The following is a 16,633-nucleotide window of genomic DNA, read 5'->3' as shown; positions in this document are numbered from 1 at the left end:
TCGTATTTTTTGTGGGTAATTAGATTATCTGGCTCCTAGTCACTCTTATTATTCAGCTCACGCCTACTACTACCTTGGTCTAGCGATGTAAATTGTGTGAACAATGAATACTTTAGTCTTAGTCGATACACGTTACACTTGAGCATAATTGCTTAAGTTCAGCCAAAGAGATCCCGCTAATGAGTCAACGCAAGCTGCATGATTTGTTTTCGCCAAAGTCTATCGCGGTTATTGGTGCATCTAATCGTGCCTCACGCCCTGGCAATGTGGTAATGAAAAACCTAATGAGCGCCGGCTTTAATGGTCCCGTTATGCCGGTGAGCCCTAAATATAAAGCGGTGTTAGGTGTACTGGCTTATCCCAGTATCGAGAAGCTCCCTCAGCGCCCAGACCTCGCCATTATTTGTGTAAACGCTAGCCGTTTGCCAGAGGTTGTGGAAAAGCTTGGCCAATTTGGCTGCAAAGCCGCGATTATTACAGCCGGCGGTTTAGATATTAAATTAGACGGCCAAGAGCAAACTATTGCTGAACAGGTTCTGGCCTTTGGCCAGCGTTACGGCATGCGTATTTTAGGGCCAAACAGCTTAGGCTTAATGCTACCTAATATTGGATTAAATGCCTCATTCGCTCACGCCAATAGCCAGCCAGGCAAGATAGCCTTTGTGTCGCAATCTGCTGCTGTGTGCACAACCGTGCTCGATTGGGCAAACAACAAGGGCATTGGCTTCTCCTCCTTTATCTCATTGGGAGATGCCTTAGATATCGACTTTGGCGAACTGCTCGATTTCTTATCCAGAGATGCCAAAACCCAAGTGATTATGCTGTATATCGACTCGGTGAAGGATACCCAGCGCTTTATGTCGGCGGCTCGAGCAGCCTCTCGTAACAAAGCCATATTGGTGATTAAGTCCGGCCGCAGTCGCTTAGGCGCGCAAGCGGCAGCCCTGCATACCGGCGGACTAGTGGGTAACGACGCGGTTTACGACGCGGCATTTAAGCGTGCTGGTATGTTACGCGTAAAAGACCTGCATGAGCTGTTTGCTGCGGTAGAAACGCTGACTTACGCCAATCCTTTGCAAGGTGAGCGTTTGGCCATTTTGAGTAACGGCGGCGGACCAGCGGTGCTGGCGGTTGATGCCTTGATGGAGCGTGGGGGGAAACTGGCAGAGTTCTCGGAGGATACTTTGGCTAAGCTGTCTGAGGTGCTACCTAGCGCATGGTCGGGGCAGAACCCCTTAGATATTGTTGGCGACGCAGACCCAAGCCGTTATGCCAAAGCCTTAGACATCGTTGCAAGCTCAGGCGAAGCAGATGCATTGCTGTTAATGCATGCACCATCGGCGCTGGCGGGAGCAGAGTCCACCGCCGATGCTTTAATTAATGTGATTAAGCAAGATAGCAAGGCGCGTCGCCTCAATATACTTACCAATTGGATGGGTGAAGAAACCGCCTATTCTGGTCGGTTGGCCTTCACTAAAGCAGGCATTCCTACCTACCGCACCCCCGAAGGGGCTGTGGGAGCATTTATGCATATGGTTGAGTTTCGTCGCAACCAAAAGTTGTTGTCAGAAACCCCCAGCACTACCGACAAAACCTTAGTTGATCAAGGTGCTAAACAGTTGCTCCAGCAAGCGATTGCTAAAGATATTTTTGTGCTGGAAACTCATGATGCCAAGCCCTTGTTGCATGCCTATGGCTTGCAAACCATTGACACTTGGTTTGTGCACAATGTTGAAGAAGCCATTAGTTGCGCCGACACCATTGGCTACCCGGTAGCCTTAAAAATTCAGTCGCCCGATATATTGCACAAATCTGATGTGCATGGGGTGAGCTTAAATATTAATAACCAGCATGAACTAGAAATAGCCGCAGAATCTATGCTCGACCGGGTCAAGCAAGCCTATCCACAAGCCAAGGTTGAAGGCATGATCCTGCAACGAATGGCCTTAACTGCTGGCGCACAAGAGCTGCGTGTGGCAGTAATTAATGACCCAGTATTTGGCCCTGCTATTTTCTTGGGCGAAGGCGGCTCTGAGTGGGACGAAACCCAAGATGCAGCGGTGGCACTTCCGCCACTTAATATGAGTTTGGCGCGTTATTTAGTTATTTCGGCACTTAAAGCAGAAAAAATACGAGACAGGCGCTTGCCTAACGGATTGAAAATGCAGGCGCTCTGTAGCATGTTAACTCGGCTATCAAACTTGATTATCGATTGCCCAGAGATTGCCCGCTTAGATCTTAATCCGGTGCTGGCTGCTGGCGATAACATAACCTTGCTTGACGTGAATATGCGTTTGCAAAAAAACGATCAGCGCTCAAGCCAGCGTCTTGCTATTCGCCCTTATCCCAAAGAGCTGGAAGAGTATTGCCAGACCAAAAGTGGCACCAAAGTATTACTTCGCCCGATTTTGCCTGAAGACGAGCCTAACCACTTAGCTTTCGATTCATCACTTACCGAAGAAGATCGCTACAAGCGTTACTTTGGCGCGCGTGGGCAAATGACCCATGAAGAAATGGCCTTGCTCACTCAGATTGATTACGCCAGAGAAATGGCCTTTATTGCGGTAGATGAGCAAGCCGAAGACGACCGGATGATACTAGGAGTAGTGCGCGCCAGCATCGATCCCGACAACTTAGATGCCGAGTTTGCCATGGTGGTGAGAAGCGATTTGCAAGGCCAAGGTTTAGGTAAACACTTGCTGCAAAAGATGATTCGCTACTATCAACAAATGGGCACCCAAACCTTAAGTGGCATGACCATGATCCAAAACCGCGGCATGGCGGGTTTAGCCAAACACCTTGGTTTTAAAGTGAAGTTTGAATTGGAAGATGGGGTAATTGAAATGCAGCTTGAGCTACAAAACAATCCCCCAGCAGAGGCTAGGGTCTGTTGATCTTTGGTGTTGAAATTTTGTTCGAGATAAGCGGGCTTTAATCGCGGCGGGCACTTAGAAGCCTAGTGGGCTAAGCAAGAAGTGCTTAACAAAGAGTAAAGTTCGCTTATCCGAACCTTTCGGGCAGCATTTCTTAGCCATTTATTCAGCGTTAGCGAGTGATTATTAAGCCCACTTAACTGCACACTCACTGCCTTGCCTAAATGGCTAATAAATAACTGCAAAAACCATCAGCAAAGATCAACAGACCCTAGTTAGCGGCTATTTAGTTATTGGCTTGAAATAACAAACTTTTGCATCACAGCGCAGTTAGCATTAATGCGCTGGTCAAAATCTTCTAGTGCAGGGGTTTCGCTGCACGCGCCGCGTTTAGCGCCAATGCGCACTAAGCAAGATTCAAAGGAGCTGTCGTAATGGTTGTGAATCAAACCATTGTCCAGTGGGCAACCGTCAATGCTGTTGTCCTCGGCCACCTTAAAGTACTGCGCTAAACTATCTCGCAAACCTAGGCTAAAAGGCCCTGCATCTTGCTCTGGTTCAAAAGAATACACATAGCAGTGGTGTTGCAATACATCTTCGTGGCAGGTCAGTATGCCGTCACTGCTTAATGCCTTTAGCTGCGCTTGTTGCTTAATCAGTAACTTGCCTTCTTTAGAGCTTTCTTCGGTTTCAAGCGCAGTGCCATCGGCTACTCCAAAACCGCGATTGGGGTTTTCGCCATATTGGTTAAAGCGATGTCCAGCTTTAAATCCAGTAGGGTTTACTAGCGGCAATAGGCTTAGGTTTACAGATAGAAATACATCATCGTTAAGCTGGCTAAGAAACTTTAGCATTCCCCATGGTCCAGCTGCTTCTTCTCCATGAAAGCCCGCGCTAATAAGAATATTAGGTAAATGTTGCTTGGGCGCCGCAGAGCTATATAAATCAACAGGGTAGCTTTCAATTTTACCAAGTGTTTGCTGTTGCATGCCTAAACGCTGCATTTGTTCATGAAGTAATGAATAGAATCTATCGATGTCATTGCTGGCACAGCCAAACTGCTGAGACTGCCAATGAAACTGTTGGAATGAAGAACGGCTCAAAACCTAAGCTCCTGCATGGTTAAGTGATTGCTTAAACGAACACTACCAGTACTTTTGCTTAGGCTCTAGTCTTGCGCGGTATTTACTTGTTTTTCTAAAAGGAATTAGCGCTTTAGCTTAAGTGTTTAATCGTCGTCATCGTCGGGGTGAAGGCTTACTACTTCGGCGAGTTCTTGTTGAAACAAATCGGCAATTGCGTGATGTTTTTCATTCAAGTAAAAGTAGCTGGTTATGGTAATGAAGGGCTCATTAAAGCAAGGTTTAATTAGCGCCTGATCGGTTTCATCAAGTAAGAACTCTATGGAGCGTTTGGTTGCTGGGAAGTAATCTGCGCGGCCGCGGCGAAGCATTTCCACCATTATGTGCGGGGTAGATACTTTCTCAAACCCCATTTCTGATAATTGATAAAAGATATCAAAATAGGGTATTCCATTTAAACCTACCGGCTTAAAGTTACTTAGCTGGTTTGGGTCATTCACGCAGTTTTGGTCGCGCGGAACCCAAATCCATAATGATGAGCTCTCGATGGGCACATCTATTTTTATCATGTGGCTGGAATCACGGGTAGGAATTTCGTAGGGGAAAGCCTCGCCATCTAACTCACCACTTTGCACTAAGCGGTGGGCGCGCGCTTCCGGCAGAGGGATAAGTTCCAGCTCAATATCTATTTGCGCGGCGGCCTCTACTAAATAATCTAAACCGGGCTCATCTTCACCGGAGTCAAGGTCGTAGTCGAGCACGGCTACTTTCATCAATGCCGCTGCATTAATGAAAAAAGGCGTGAACAAAAAGCTTAGTATTAACAATCGAGTTGGCATTATTACTCAAGCGTTTTATTGGCTTAAGCAAAGTATAGAGGGCATTTTAATAACGCTGGTTGTTATTTGATCATTTTGTGTTTAATGCCTAAAAATACTCCGAAATGGCTAGGTAGTGCTGTCGAATATGTTCAATCAGCAATTTGATTTTTTTCGGCTGCTGGCGGGTAAAAGGATACATGGCGTAAATGCCTAGCACCTTTGCAGCTTGGCCTGTTAGCACTTCTTGTAAGTCTTGTTTGGCTAAATCTTGGTACACCAAACAGCGTGGTACGTAAATTAAACCATGCCCAGCTAACGCGGTTTTGCGTAATGCTCGCGCGTTATTGGTGCTAAAGCCGCTGTTAATACGAATGGCTTGAGTGGTCTCTTTCACTTTAAATAACCAGTCTTCGGCGCCACCTTCTTGATAGCTATAACTTAGGCAGCGATGTTGTTTAAGCTCATCTGGGGCTTTGGGAGTGCCATGTTGTTTTAAGTAAGCTGGGCTGGCTACCACCACCCAATGCGAGTCGATGATATGTCTGGCAATTAATGATGAGTCAGGCAAGCTACCGGTGCGAATCACCAAATCAAATCCATCTTCTAGCAAGTCTACAAAGCGATTATCCATCGACATCTCAATGCTAATTTCTGGGTGTTGTTCGCTAAATGCCGCTAAGGCTTCGGCAAGCAGCAGTTCCCCCGAGATAGTTGGCACACTAATGCGGATCTTGCCGCTTAGGCTTTCGCCATATTCACCTACTTCGGCAAAGGCTTCTTGTGCACTAAGCGCAATGTGTTTGGCTTGGCTATATAGTGCTTGGCCGGCCTCGGTGAGTGTGAGTTTACGGGTAGTGCGATAGAGCAGTTGTACCGCCAGTTGTTGTTCTAAACGAGCCACGCGCTTGCTCACTACCGAATTAGTTAACTCGCGCTGTTCTGCAACCCGAGAGAACGAGCCTTGCTCAACCACGTCGGCAAATAAAATCAAATCATCTACATTTGGCATATTTTGGAAATAATTAATTTCTTTGTTTCTATATATGGATAAATCACCAGGGTGTAAAGTAAATGTTAATTAAAAGTGTGGTTTTAGCTAAGGCTTGCTTGGTACTTCACGGTTTACTTGCACTAAGGTCTGATTTCCGCCGGAGCAGGATTAACTAAAATCAAAGCTGAAAAGCTAAACCTTGTTTTATAGCTGGTTGTTTATTAGTAAGGGAAAGGGATGAGTGAAACGGGATTAAGGATATACCCCAGCAAACCCAGTAAGGTGTATTTCTACGCAACTTGTTTGCTAGACCTGCTCGATCCCGAAGGTGGCCTTGCCGCCATAGAACTAATTGAACGAGAAGGGGTAGAGGTTATTTGGGTAGAAAAACAAAGCTGCTGTGGCCAACCTGCCTATACCTCTGGCTACCAAGAACAAGCAAAAACCGTTGCCTTAAGCCAAATGGGGCTATTTCCGGAAGATTATCCAATAGTCGTGATGTCGGGTTCTTGTGCCGGAATGATGTTTAAGCACTATCCCCACTTATTTGCTAATGATGATATTTACGCCGACCAAGCGGAAGCATTTGCTGAACGAGTTTTTGAGTTTAGCGAATTTTTAGCCCATATTTGCCGGGTAAAATTACACGACCAAGGGGCCTTAACCTCGGTTGTGTTACACACCTCATGCAGTGGGCGAAGAGAGTTGGGGATCCATGCCAGCTCGCAAGCTTTGCTGTCTCAGCTGGATAAAGTAGAACTTAAAAAAGCCGAATACGAAAGCGAATGTTGTGGTTTTGGCGGCAGCTTCTCGCTGCGCCATAGCGAGATAAGTCAAGCCATGGTGGAAGACAAAGCCAGGCATTTGCAAGGCTCTGGTGCCAGCTATTTAGTTAGTGCCGATTGGGGCTGCTTAGCTAACATTAATGGACATTTGGCCTATCGAGGAGAAGCCAGTCGCTTTAACGGCCAGCACCTCGCGAGCTTTTTATGGCAACGTACCAAGGAAGCTAAAGCATGAGTGTACAGCATTACCAAGCGAGCCAGTTTAAACAACAAGCTAGCGATGCCTTAGCCAATCAAACCTTACGCAGCAACTTTCGCGGCGCCATGGATTATTTGCAACAAAAGCGCAAAGACGCGTTTAGCGATCCGCAAGAGCTCGCACAATTGCGTGAACACGCCGAGAACATTCGCCAGCGCTGTTTAAGCAAGTTACCGCAGCTACTAGAGCAGTTAGAGAAAAACTGCCAAGCCAATGGCATACAAGTGCATTGGGCCGAAGATGCCAAGCAAGCTCAACAGTTAATTGCCGAGTTAATTCAAAGCCAAGGCGCTACTAAGGTCGTTAAAGGCAAATCCATGGTGACAGAGGAGATCGAGCTTAACCAACATCTAGAAGGCCTAGGCATTGAATGTGTAGAGAGCGATATGGGTGAGTACATTGTGCAGCTGGCCAAAGAAACGCCCTCTCACATTATCATGCCGGCCATTCACAAAAATAAGCAGCAAGTAGCCGATTTATTTCAGCAACATATTAAAGACTTTGATTACACCTTATCGGTAGACAAGTTAATCCAAACCGGCCGCGAGGCCTTGCGCACCAAGTTTAAGCAAGCAGAAGTGGGCATATCTGGGGTGAACTTTGCGGTGGCTGAAACGGGCACCTTATGTTTGGTTGAAAATGAAGGTAATGGCCGCATGACCACTACCGTGCCACCAGTGCATATTGCGGTTACTGGTATTGAGAAGGTGGTGGAGTTTTTAAGTGATGTGCCACCACTATTTAGCATTTTAACTCGCTCGGCGACTGGCCAGCATATTACCACTTACTTCAATATGATCTCTGGTCCACGACGTGCGCCAGAGCGAGACGGGCCAAACGAAGTGCATTTGGTATTGCTCGATAATGGTCGCTCACAAGCCTATGCCGACGAAGCCTTGCGTAAAACCCTGCAGTGTATTCGCTGTGGTGCCTGTATGAACCATTGCCCAGTTTATACCCGTGTTGGTGGCCATGCCTACGGCACCACTTACCCAGGCCCTATTGGGAAAATAATTTCGCCCCATTTACAGGGTTTAGCGCAAACCAGCGACCTGGTAACCGCCTCAAGCTTGTGTGGTGCCTGTGAAGAAGTGTGTCCGGTTAAGATCCCCATTCCTAGTTTGTTGCAGCGCTTGCGTCATGATGCAAAGCTGCCCGCTGCCGAGCAAACGCCAAGTTTGAAAGGTCAAGCGAGCGCTGCTAGTTGGACAGAGCACACCGCGTGGCGGATGTGGGCTTGGTTGAGTACTCATCCTAGTATCTACAATTGGGCTATGGCTGTTGGTGTAAAGCTTGCCAAATATTTGCCTATGCCAATGGGAGAGTGGACGCGTTGTCGTAATAAACCTGAGTTAGCCAGCCAAACCTTTCACCAAACAATGAAGCGCCGTGCTAGCAAGTCGGTAACTCGTTCAGCAACTGGAGGAGCACGCTAATGGCGGTGAGTAACTCAAATGCCAAGCAAAACATTATGCAGCGCTTGGCTGCAGTTTCGGCCTTAGCACCGATAAACCAAACCAGTGCTAATGCCTGGCAGGCTTCTTCACCAGAGCAGGCTTTAGCCCGTTTTGAACAAAGCTTAATGGCCGCCCATGCTGATGTAATTATCCTAGACAATGCTAAGCAATTATCAGCTTGTTTGCTGGAGTTACAGCAACAGCACCAATGGCAAACTGCGCTATGTGGGGAAGACGGCGAATGGAGCAAAGCTTTTAGTTTAGCGCTTGCAGAACACTTACAACTAAACCACTTTTTGCAGCCTTTTGAGCAGCTTAAAACTGCCTTGTTTGATAGTACCGATGTCACTTTTACTGGCTGTGCAGCCGGCATTGCCGATACCGGCACTTTAGTGCTTAAACCCAGTGCCGATGAGCCCCGTAGTTTATCGCTGATTGCGCCGTGTCATGTGGCCGTGATTAAAGCCAGCCAAATTGTCGATAATCTTAGCCAATTAATCAGCGAGCAACATTGGCATAAAGGATTGCCAAGTAACGTAGTGCTGATATCGGGGCCGTCTAAAACCGCCGATATTCAGCAAACCTTAGCTTATGGTGCACACGGCCCCTGCCAGCTAATTGTGATTGTGATAAGTGGCGAGTAGCCGAGATTAAACCAATTTTTAACACCAAGCAGAAGCAGTGGAGCAGCCAAAAACATGACTCAAATACATACCGAGTTAGACGGACCTTACCAACAATTGTTTGAGCACTTGTCACTTACGCTTGCTCCCGAGCAGCTAATGACCAGTGAAGCACAAACTTTAGCTTATGGAACCGACGCTAGTTTTTACCGCTTAATTCCGCAGCTGGTGGTTAAAGTTAACACCTTAGAGCAACTGCAATTAGTAATGGCCAGCTGCGCAAACTTGCAGCTGCCTTATACCTTTCGTGCTGCAGGTACCAGTTTGTCGGGGCAAGCGATCAGTGATTCAGTGCTTATTCTGCTTAGTGATGATTGGCGCTCTCATCAAATATTGGATAACGGCAACAAAATTAGCCTGCAACCAGGGGTTATAGGCGCCGACGCCAACCGTTATTTAGCCCCTTTTCAGCGAAAAATTGGCCCCGATCCAGCTTCGATTAATGCTTGTAAAATTGGTGGCATTGCGGCCAATAATGCCTCGGGCATGTGTTGTGGCACCGCTCAAAACTCTTATCACACTATGGCATCAATTACCTTGGTACTTACCGACGGAACGGTGCTTAATACCGCTGACCCACAAAGTGTAGCGGCCTTTAAGCAAAGCCATGCTAGCTTGTTAAATCAGCTGAGCGAGTTGGCTCAAACCACCCAACAAAACACCGCTTTAGCCGACAAAATTCGCCATAAATATCGACTAAAAAACACCACGGGTTATAGCTTAAACGCGCTGGTGGACTTTACCGACCCCTTCGATATTTTGCAGCACTTGATGATTGGCTCAGAGGGTACCTTGGCCTTTATCGCTGAGCTCACCTACAACACTGTAGTGGAGCATCCGCATAAAGCCTCAACGTTGTTGGTGTTCGAAAATAGTGATGTGGCCTGTAAAGCGGTAGAAGTATTAGCCAAGCAAGCGGTTGCGGCAGTTGAGTTAATGGATGGCCGCGCGCTAGCATCAGTGGCTAACCAAGCGGGTATGCCCAAGTTTATCGCCGACCTAGATAATCAAGCCTGCGCTTTACTAGTGGAAACGCGTGGTAGCCAAGCCGATGAATTAAGCCAATTGTGCCAGCAAGTGATGGACAGTTTGCTTAATTTCCCCCGCATCGGTGAGGTTGCGTTTACCACTAAATCTTCAGAAACGGCTGCCTTGTGGGCCATTCGCAAAGGTATGTTTCCTGCTGTGGGCGCGGTGCGAGAAACCGGCACAACGGTAATTATCGAAGATGTGGCTTTTCCAGTAGAGCGCCTAGCCAATGGCGTGAACGAGCTGCAAGCATTGTTCACCAAACATGGTTATCACGAAGCGATTATTTTTGGCCACGCGCTAGCTGGTAACCTGCATTTTGTATTCACCCAAGGCTTCGAAGACCCGGATGAAGTGGCACGTTATGGCCGTTTTATGGATGAAGTCAGCCAGCTGGTGGCGGTTAAATATCAAGGCTCTCTAAAAGCCGAACATGGCACTGGCCGCAACATGGCACCCTTTGTTGAGCTAGAGTGGGGCGCCGAAGGCATTGCACTTATGCAACAAATTAAGCAATTGTTTGACCCACAAGGTTTGCTTAATCCCGGCGTTATTCTTAATGATGACAGCCAAGCCCACTTAGCAAACTTAAAACCGATGCCAGCCGCCGATGACTTAGTGGATAAATGTATTGAATGCGGTTTTTGTGAACCGGTTTGCCCTTCGCGCAGCCTAAGTTTAAGCCCGCGGCAACGCATCGTTCTGTACCGAGAATTAAGCGAATTACGCCGAACTGGCGACAAACCTCTGCGTTTGGCCGAGCTAGAAAAAGACTTTAAGTACCAAGGCGTAGATACTTGTGCAGCAGTAGGTTTGTGTGCCGACTGTTGTCCTGTAGGCATTAACACCGGCGATTTGGTGCGTAAGCTGCGCGAAAAACATTATGCTAAACATCAAAACATTGCCCGTTGGACTGCCGAGCACTTTTCTAGCGTCGCTACAATGACACGTTTAGGTTTAGGTACCGCAGAGCTTGGCCATAAAATACTGGGCGACAAAGCCCTAGGTGCTATTAGCAAAGGCATTACTAAGGTATCGGCGGGTAAGGTGCCTACTTGGAACCCTAGTTTTCCGCGTCGGGCCAAGTATCAACCACCTCAAGCGCGCTTTCATAAACAAAAGGTGGTGTATATTCCGTCTTGTGCCTCGCGCACTATGGCACCGCCCGCTGATGCTATCGACCCACGCCCTTTGCTGGAAGTGACTTGCAGTGTGCTAGAAAAAGCTGGCTATGAAGTGCTTATTCCCGGTAATGGTGACGAGCTATGTTGCGGGATGCCTTATCACAGTAAAGGCATGTTTGATCTTGCTAGCAGTAAATCACAGCAATTAGAAGACACTATATGGCAGTTAAGTGAACATGGCCGTTGGCCAGTACTTATGGACACTAGCCCTTGTGCTAAACGCAGTAAAGAACAGTTTGAGCGTGACCTGGATATTCACGAACCCATCGGTTTTATTCACCAGCACGCGCTAGACAAGTTAGAGATTGCCCAACTTGATGAACCGGTTATGCTGCACCTAACTTGTAGTTCACGGCGAATGGACATGCACGACCCATTGTTAAGCATTGCCAAGCGCTGTGCTAAGCAAGCGATACTGCCTGAGCATATCTATTGCTGCGGCTGGGCAGGCGACAAAGGCTTTACCACTCCCGAGTTAAATCAAGCCGCGCTAGCCCCACTAAAAGCGCAAGTACCAGAAGGTTGCAGCCGCGGCTACAGCAACAGCCGAACTTGCGAAATAGGCTTATCACAACACAGCGGCGTGGTGTATCAATCGATATTGTACTTGGTAGATGAAGTGAGTTTGTAGAGAGACGAGTGTTAGTAAGCGAATAAGTTGAGGCTTATTCGCTTTACTTTTATTGGCTTAAACACTCTAAAGTAAGCTCTCCTTTAGCGTTTCTTAGATTTAAATGAATGGAAAAATCATCATCTGTTTTGTTTCTTGGCGCACTTTTAACAGTGGTAATTAAGCCTTGGTGATTTATTTCTGCAAGGAACTGGCTTACAAATGGCTTGTTTAAGCTGGTTTCTAATATCCCTGCAGTTTTAATCTCGATGCTTAGCGCTTTGTTACGCAGAATTGACTGAGAGTCACCCGCAGCTTTGGCTAATAAGCTTATGGTTGGTATAGGTATAACCGCAGGTTCTCCATCAATAAAAGCTTCATTGATTAACATGCAACCAATATGTACCTCGCTAGAGTTAGCCGCTATAACAGTATTTATATTGAAAGAAGCCAACGCAGCGAATAACAAAGCTAAGCTTCTTTTTAATGCTCTTGTATTTTTCATGAGTGTATTAATAAAAAATTCCCTTTCCAACCGGTTGATTGTTTAGAATTTGCCAACGTAATATTTTCTCGAGCTTCCACATCGACCTATTCACTTCACCCAGAGTTTTGTCTTCAATTTCTCGTAACAAAGCCGCTAGCTTTTGAGTAACTCCATATTTGCTATCTAACTTATCAAGACCCCAGCCAACAAGTAAACCTACAAAAATGGCAATTGCTAATGGAGCAGCAGCTAAAGTCGTTACAGTGCCAACAGCAGTAGCTGCGATTGCACCCACAATTGCCGAAATACCAACTTTGACTAATGAAACCGCTAGGTCTGCAACTAATTCACTTAATAGAAATTGGTCTTTTAGTAGGTGTTCTAAAATAATAATAGGTACGGTCAAAATGAATGTTAGTCTTGCCCCGGCTCTAGCAGAGGATTTAATCGCTGCTTTACCGACAGCCATGTCGACCACTTTTGTGTTTGTTGATAAATATCTGGCAGCAGTAAAGATATGCCGTTGACCAGGTCTGCCTTTAAAAACAATGTAGACTTTTCCATTCACTACTTTTTCATAAACTTTACCTGAAAAACCTAGATCTCTAATTAGTTTTGTAAGGGTGACTAGATCATTACCAGTAGCGGTTAGCCCGGCAGCAGTGCGAGTTCCTGATACAATCTGATTTTTGATTGCTTGTTCATAAAATTCTTTAACTTGATTACTTTCTAAGACGTAAACAAGTTGATGGTTATTGGTAACATCTTGGGTGAATTTTTTATCCATAAAATACGCTTATTCATTTCTGCAATCTGTCAAAAAACAACATGCCTTTATTTGATGTTATTGTCAATTAAGTCTTGGCGCTTACTGATTGATCAGGCTAGCTACAGTAATAGCCTTGTTAAAGTTAAGTTGTAGTATTTACTTCCTCAGACTTTTATCCATCATATTTTTAGTGGCTTGGTAGATTAAAATATGTATAGTGCGCATGCGCGTTTATCGCGTCTGAACACTAGAGGCGCACAACTAATAAACCGTTTATATTTTGTAAATACGCTCAAAACGAGAGACACTAAACCCAGTCATCTGCTCATCTTTCCCTATTAAGATCAGAGGATACCCGGTTCCTCCTAGCTTCTTAAATTCACGCATTTTACTTGGGCGGCTCTCTACGTCATACTCGACAAACTTAAGGCCTTCCTGCTTAAAATAAGCTCTAGCTTTTTCACAGTACCCACACCATTTAACTCCATACATTACAATTTCTTTTTGCTTGATTTTTGGCTCGTTACTCTCGACTGATGAGGGTTTTATAACATCGACGACAACATTTTCTGATGTTCCTTCACTAGGCGGCTGCCCCCCAAAGTGAACTACACCTTGGCTATCGGTCCACATGAATACTTCAGCATAGGAAGTGCCGACAAATAGAAGTGAAACAACTACTAAAAGTGATTTTGGTGACAAGTGATTCATTAATAACCCTATTCGTAAAGCCTAAATTTAGTCAAATTACATTTACGTAGCCCCAAGCGTGTTTATCACCTTAAACAGGTGAGAACACGCGCGACTAATTATTAGATTTTATTGAAGATAAACGAGTACGACTCAATACACTTTTGAGTCGAATCCGCATGCATAGTTAATATAATGTGCGTTTTATCAATAAGTTTAAGTGGCTGATAGTATGCTTGAAATTTGTTCACATCAAGTCTAGAAACGTAAAACTTAGCGCACTAAAGTCTTAAAAATGGCTTAAAACCAATAACACTGTGTGAGCCTATAAGTTTTTCCTAAGGCTAGGGCTTAGCTAATTTTAGTTACAGTTGATGCTTAAACTGCAACTCTACCAAGCGTTGATATAGCGGGCAGCTTTGCAGCAGAGATTGGTGATCGCCAACATCAATCAAGCGGCCTTGGTCCATTACTGCGATTTTGTCGGCGTGCTGAATGGTTGAGAGGCGATGAGCAATAATTAAGGTAGTTCGCTTATTCATTAACTCTTGCAGGGCTTGCTGAACGTGGTGTTCGCTTTCGCTGTCTAGGGCGCTGGTGGCTTCGTCTAGTAACAATATACTTGGGTTCTTTAATATAGCTCTAGCGATAGCAATGCGCTGGCGTTGGCCACCAGATAATCGCACGCCTCGCTCGCCTAAAAAGCTGTTATAGCCCTGTGGCAATTGGATAATAAATTCATGAGCGTGGGCTTTTTTAGCTGCTTCTATTACTTGTTCGTCGCTGGCATCGGGATTGCCATAACGAATGTTGTGGAATACGTCGCTGCTAAACAGGGCTGGGTGTTGTGGCACTAAGGCCATGTGTTGGCGCAGCGCTGCAGGTTCTAGTTGGCGAATGTTTACGCCGCCTAAACTTACTTCGCCTATTTGCGGGTCGTAAAAGCGTTGCAGCAATTCGAACAGGGTGGTTTTACCAGCGCCCGATGGCCCAACTAGTGCCAGTACTTTGCCTTTATCTGCCTTTAATGTGAGTTGCTCTGTTGCTGCAATATCGGGCTTAGAAGGGTAGTGAAATGTGACATCTTTAAAGGCCACTTCGGCGTTTAACCTGTTAGCTGAGGCAAGGTCTTGGCTAGGTGCGGTAATGTGGCTTTTAACTTGCAGAATTTCAATTAAGCGCTCGGTGGCACCTGCGGCGCGTTGTAATTCGCCTAATACTTCTGAAATGGTCGCTAAGGAAGAGGCAACCATAATGGCATAAAACACAAAGGCGGCTAAATCTCCGGCCGACATCACGCCGTTTATTACATCGCTTCCGCCTACCCACAACATGCCGGCAATGGCACTAAATACAATCACGATAACGCCAGAGATTAAGATGGCACGTTGTTTAACTCGCTGTCTGCCTACTTCAAAGGCTTTTTCTACTTCTTTTGAAAATAGCGCGCTTTCTTGGGCTTCGTTACTGTAACTCTGTACCGTTTTTATTTGCTCAATGGCTTCGCCTGCGTAGCTGCCTACATCGGCCATTGAGTCTTGGCTTTGGCGTGAGAGGGCTCTAACACGTCGGCCGTAAATCAGGATAGGAACTAAGATAAAGGGCACCGAGGCTAATACAATAAGGGTGAGCTTTATATTGGTGGCAAACAGCATGATTATTGCGCCCACACACATTAAGGCACTGCGCATAGCCATGGAAAACGACGAGCCAATAATACTTTGCAGTAAGGTGGTGTCGGTGGTGATACGCGACATAATGTCGCCGCTGCCGTTGGTTTCAAAGTAGCTTGGGTGCAAGGTAATTACGTGATTAAACACTGCTAGCCTTATGTCGGCGCTTACTCGCTCTCCCACCGAAGAGACCAGATAAAAGCGGAAAAAGGTGCCAATAGAAATGAGCAGGGTGACCATAAGTATAAATTGAATGGCATTACCCAGCTCTTGTTGCGACTGCTGGGCGAAGCCTTCATCAATTAAAATGCGCACCCCGTAACCCACCGAGAGGGTGAGTGACGCAGTAAAAATAAGTGCTAGTAAAGCCCCAGCCACCTTAACTTTATAGGGGCGAATAAAAGCAATTAACTCAAACAAAATGCGCAGGTTTTTAGCTTTTGTCTCTGGCTGCACAGAGTTTGGGGTGGCGTTGTGCGCATGGTTGTTTGTTTGCGTTTGCATTGCTGAGCCTTGGTTGTAGCCAGCGTTTCGCTAACTATTTTGTACTGCGTGATTAAGCCCAATATAAGCTTGATAGTGCTGCTCATATAACGATGACTTCAAGTGCTTAGAATAGCAAAGCTTAGTCTTTGAAGTGTGTAGCAATTGTCACTTTGTAAGTGTTGTTAAGCAGGTTTAATAAGGGCGCTTAGCACTTAACTTTGTTGCGTCTTTAACGGTTTTATAAACCTTTAGTTGGCAGGCATCACAGCGGGTTTCTAAACCAATGTACAAAGGGCCTTGGCAAAAGTGGCAATGGGCAGCCTTTAGTGGTTCTAGCTTGGCTCGCCGTTGTTTGTGGCTAGGGCGCTTTTTGTGTTTAAGCAACCAAACAAAGCATAAGATGTTGATGGCAAAGCTTAAGCCACGCAGCCACCAAATATAGTCACTGTGTTGCGATGCTTCTGGGTCAAATAGTAAGCCGGTTACGATCAGCGAAAATAACAAAATCACCACTTTTGAGACTAAACCGTTGGTGTAGCGGCTATCGGTTTGATTATTACATTCGCTACAAAGCCAATGCTGCCTTTTATTTAACGGTAAAATGGGGATCCAAAACAAACCTAGCCAAGCGCGATAACGCCACAGCTCGGCAATCACTGGTTTCTCACAGTAATTACAGTAATCTCGGCTGTAGCCAATCCGTTTGGCGTTTCGTTTCTTAATCCCTAAGTGTAAGTACATGCTGGCTGTTATC

Annotated in this window: 13 protein-coding genes; 5 read left to right on the top strand and 8 right to left on the bottom strand. The window is 46.0% G+C overall.

Features of this window, described 5'->3' with window-relative positions; genetic code table 11:
• Positions 1-179 precede the first annotated feature (179 nt).
• Positions 180-2,894 carry a bifunctional acetate--CoA ligase family protein/GNAT family N-acetyltransferase gene (locus LQZ07_RS18060; protein WP_152781790.1) on the top strand — a complete coding sequence of 905 codons (2,715 nt, stop codon included), beginning with the start codon at positions 180-182 and terminating at the stop codon, positions 2,892-2,894.
• Positions 2,895-3,163: 269 nt separating this feature from the next.
• Here LQZ07_RS18060 and LQZ07_RS18055 read toward each other — a convergent pair whose 3' ends face one another.
• The 3 genes from LQZ07_RS18055 to LQZ07_RS18045 form a co-directional block, all read right to left on the bottom strand.
• Positions 3,164-3,976: a M14 family metallocarboxypeptidase gene (locus tag LQZ07_RS18055; RefSeq protein ID WP_152781789.1), complete on the bottom strand. Its 813-nt coding sequence runs from the start codon at positions 3,974-3,976 to the stop codon at positions 3,164-3,166.
• 125 nt (positions 3,977-4,101) lie between these two features.
• Positions 4,102-4,794 (bottom strand): hypothetical protein, encoded by a 693-nt coding sequence (locus LQZ07_RS18050; protein WP_152781788.1) that lies wholly within the window; start codon positions 4,792-4,794, stop codon positions 4,102-4,104.
• Positions 4,795-4,882: 88 nt separating this feature from the next.
• Positions 4,883-5,785, bottom strand: coding sequence for a LysR family transcriptional regulator (locus LQZ07_RS18045; protein ID WP_152781786.1), 903 nt, complete (start codon positions 5,783-5,785; stop codon positions 4,883-4,885).
• A 219-nt stretch (positions 5,786-6,004) separates the two neighbouring features.
• On the opposite strand from LQZ07_RS18045, the gene LQZ07_RS18040 reads away from it, so the two are divergent.
• From LQZ07_RS18040 to LQZ07_RS18025, 4 genes are read left to right on the top strand one after another with little or no spacing between them, the layout of a single operon-like run.
• Positions 6,005-6,787 (top strand): (Fe-S)-binding protein, encoded by a 783-nt coding sequence (locus tag LQZ07_RS18040; RefSeq protein ID WP_152781784.1) that lies wholly within the window; start codon positions 6,005-6,007, stop codon positions 6,785-6,787.
• Positions 6,784-8,247 carry a LutB/LldF family L-lactate oxidation iron-sulfur protein gene (locus tag LQZ07_RS18035; protein ID WP_152781782.1) on the top strand — a complete coding sequence of 488 codons (1,464 nt, stop codon included), beginning with the start codon at positions 6,784-6,786 and terminating at the stop codon, positions 8,245-8,247. Before LQZ07_RS18040 ends, LQZ07_RS18035 begins: the two co-directional genes overlap by 4 nt.
• Complete coding sequence (locus tag LQZ07_RS18030) at positions 8,247-8,912, top strand: lactate utilization protein C (RefSeq protein ID WP_227981250.1); 666 nt, start codon at positions 8,247-8,249, stop codon at positions 8,910-8,912. Before LQZ07_RS18035 ends, LQZ07_RS18030 begins: the two co-directional genes overlap by 1 nt.
• Before the next feature lie 54 nt (positions 8,913-8,966).
• Complete coding sequence (locus tag LQZ07_RS18025) at positions 8,967-11,795, top strand: FAD-binding and (Fe-S)-binding domain-containing protein (protein WP_152781780.1); 2,829 nt, start codon at positions 8,967-8,969, stop codon at positions 11,793-11,795.
• 49 nt (positions 11,796-11,844) lie between these two features.
• Here the strand turns inward: LQZ07_RS18025 and LQZ07_RS18020 are convergent, their stop codons facing one another.
• The 5 genes from LQZ07_RS18020 to LQZ07_RS18000 all read right to left on the bottom strand — a co-directional run bounded on the left by LQZ07_RS18020 (position 11,845) and on the right by LQZ07_RS18000 (position 16,620).
• On the bottom strand, positions 11,845-12,309 hold the full coding sequence (locus LQZ07_RS18020) for a hypothetical protein (RefSeq protein WP_152781778.1): 465 nt from the start codon (positions 12,307-12,309) through the stop codon (positions 11,845-11,847).
• Positions 12,287-13,048, bottom strand: coding sequence for a hypothetical protein (locus LQZ07_RS18015; RefSeq protein ID WP_152781776.1), 762 nt, complete (start codon positions 13,046-13,048; stop codon positions 12,287-12,289). Before LQZ07_RS18015 ends, LQZ07_RS18020 begins: the two co-directional genes overlap by 23 nt.
• A 255-nt stretch (positions 13,049-13,303) precedes the next feature.
• Positions 13,304-13,741, bottom strand: a complete 438-nt coding sequence (locus tag LQZ07_RS18010; protein WP_152781774.1) for a glutaredoxin domain-containing protein — start codon at positions 13,739-13,741, stop codon at positions 13,304-13,306.
• Between the two features lie 344 nt (positions 13,742-14,085).
• Positions 14,086-15,897: an ABC transporter ATP-binding protein/permease gene (locus LQZ07_RS18005; protein ID WP_152781772.1), complete on the bottom strand. Its 1,812-nt coding sequence runs from the start codon at positions 15,895-15,897 to the stop codon at positions 14,086-14,088.
• A gap of 174 nt (positions 15,898-16,071) precedes the next feature.
• On the bottom strand, positions 16,072-16,620 hold the full coding sequence (locus LQZ07_RS18000; protein WP_152781770.1) for a hypothetical protein: 549 nt from the start codon (positions 16,618-16,620) through the stop codon (positions 16,072-16,074).
• Between the last annotated feature and the right edge of the window lie 13 nt (positions 16,621-16,633).

This window comes from Agarivorans sp. B2Z047 (assembly GCF_023373605.1).
Classification (GTDB): domain Bacteria; phylum Pseudomonadota; class Gammaproteobacteria; order Enterobacterales; family Celerinatantimonadaceae; genus Agarivorans; species Agarivorans albus.
This window is presented reverse-complemented; position numbering and strand designations above follow the sequence as displayed.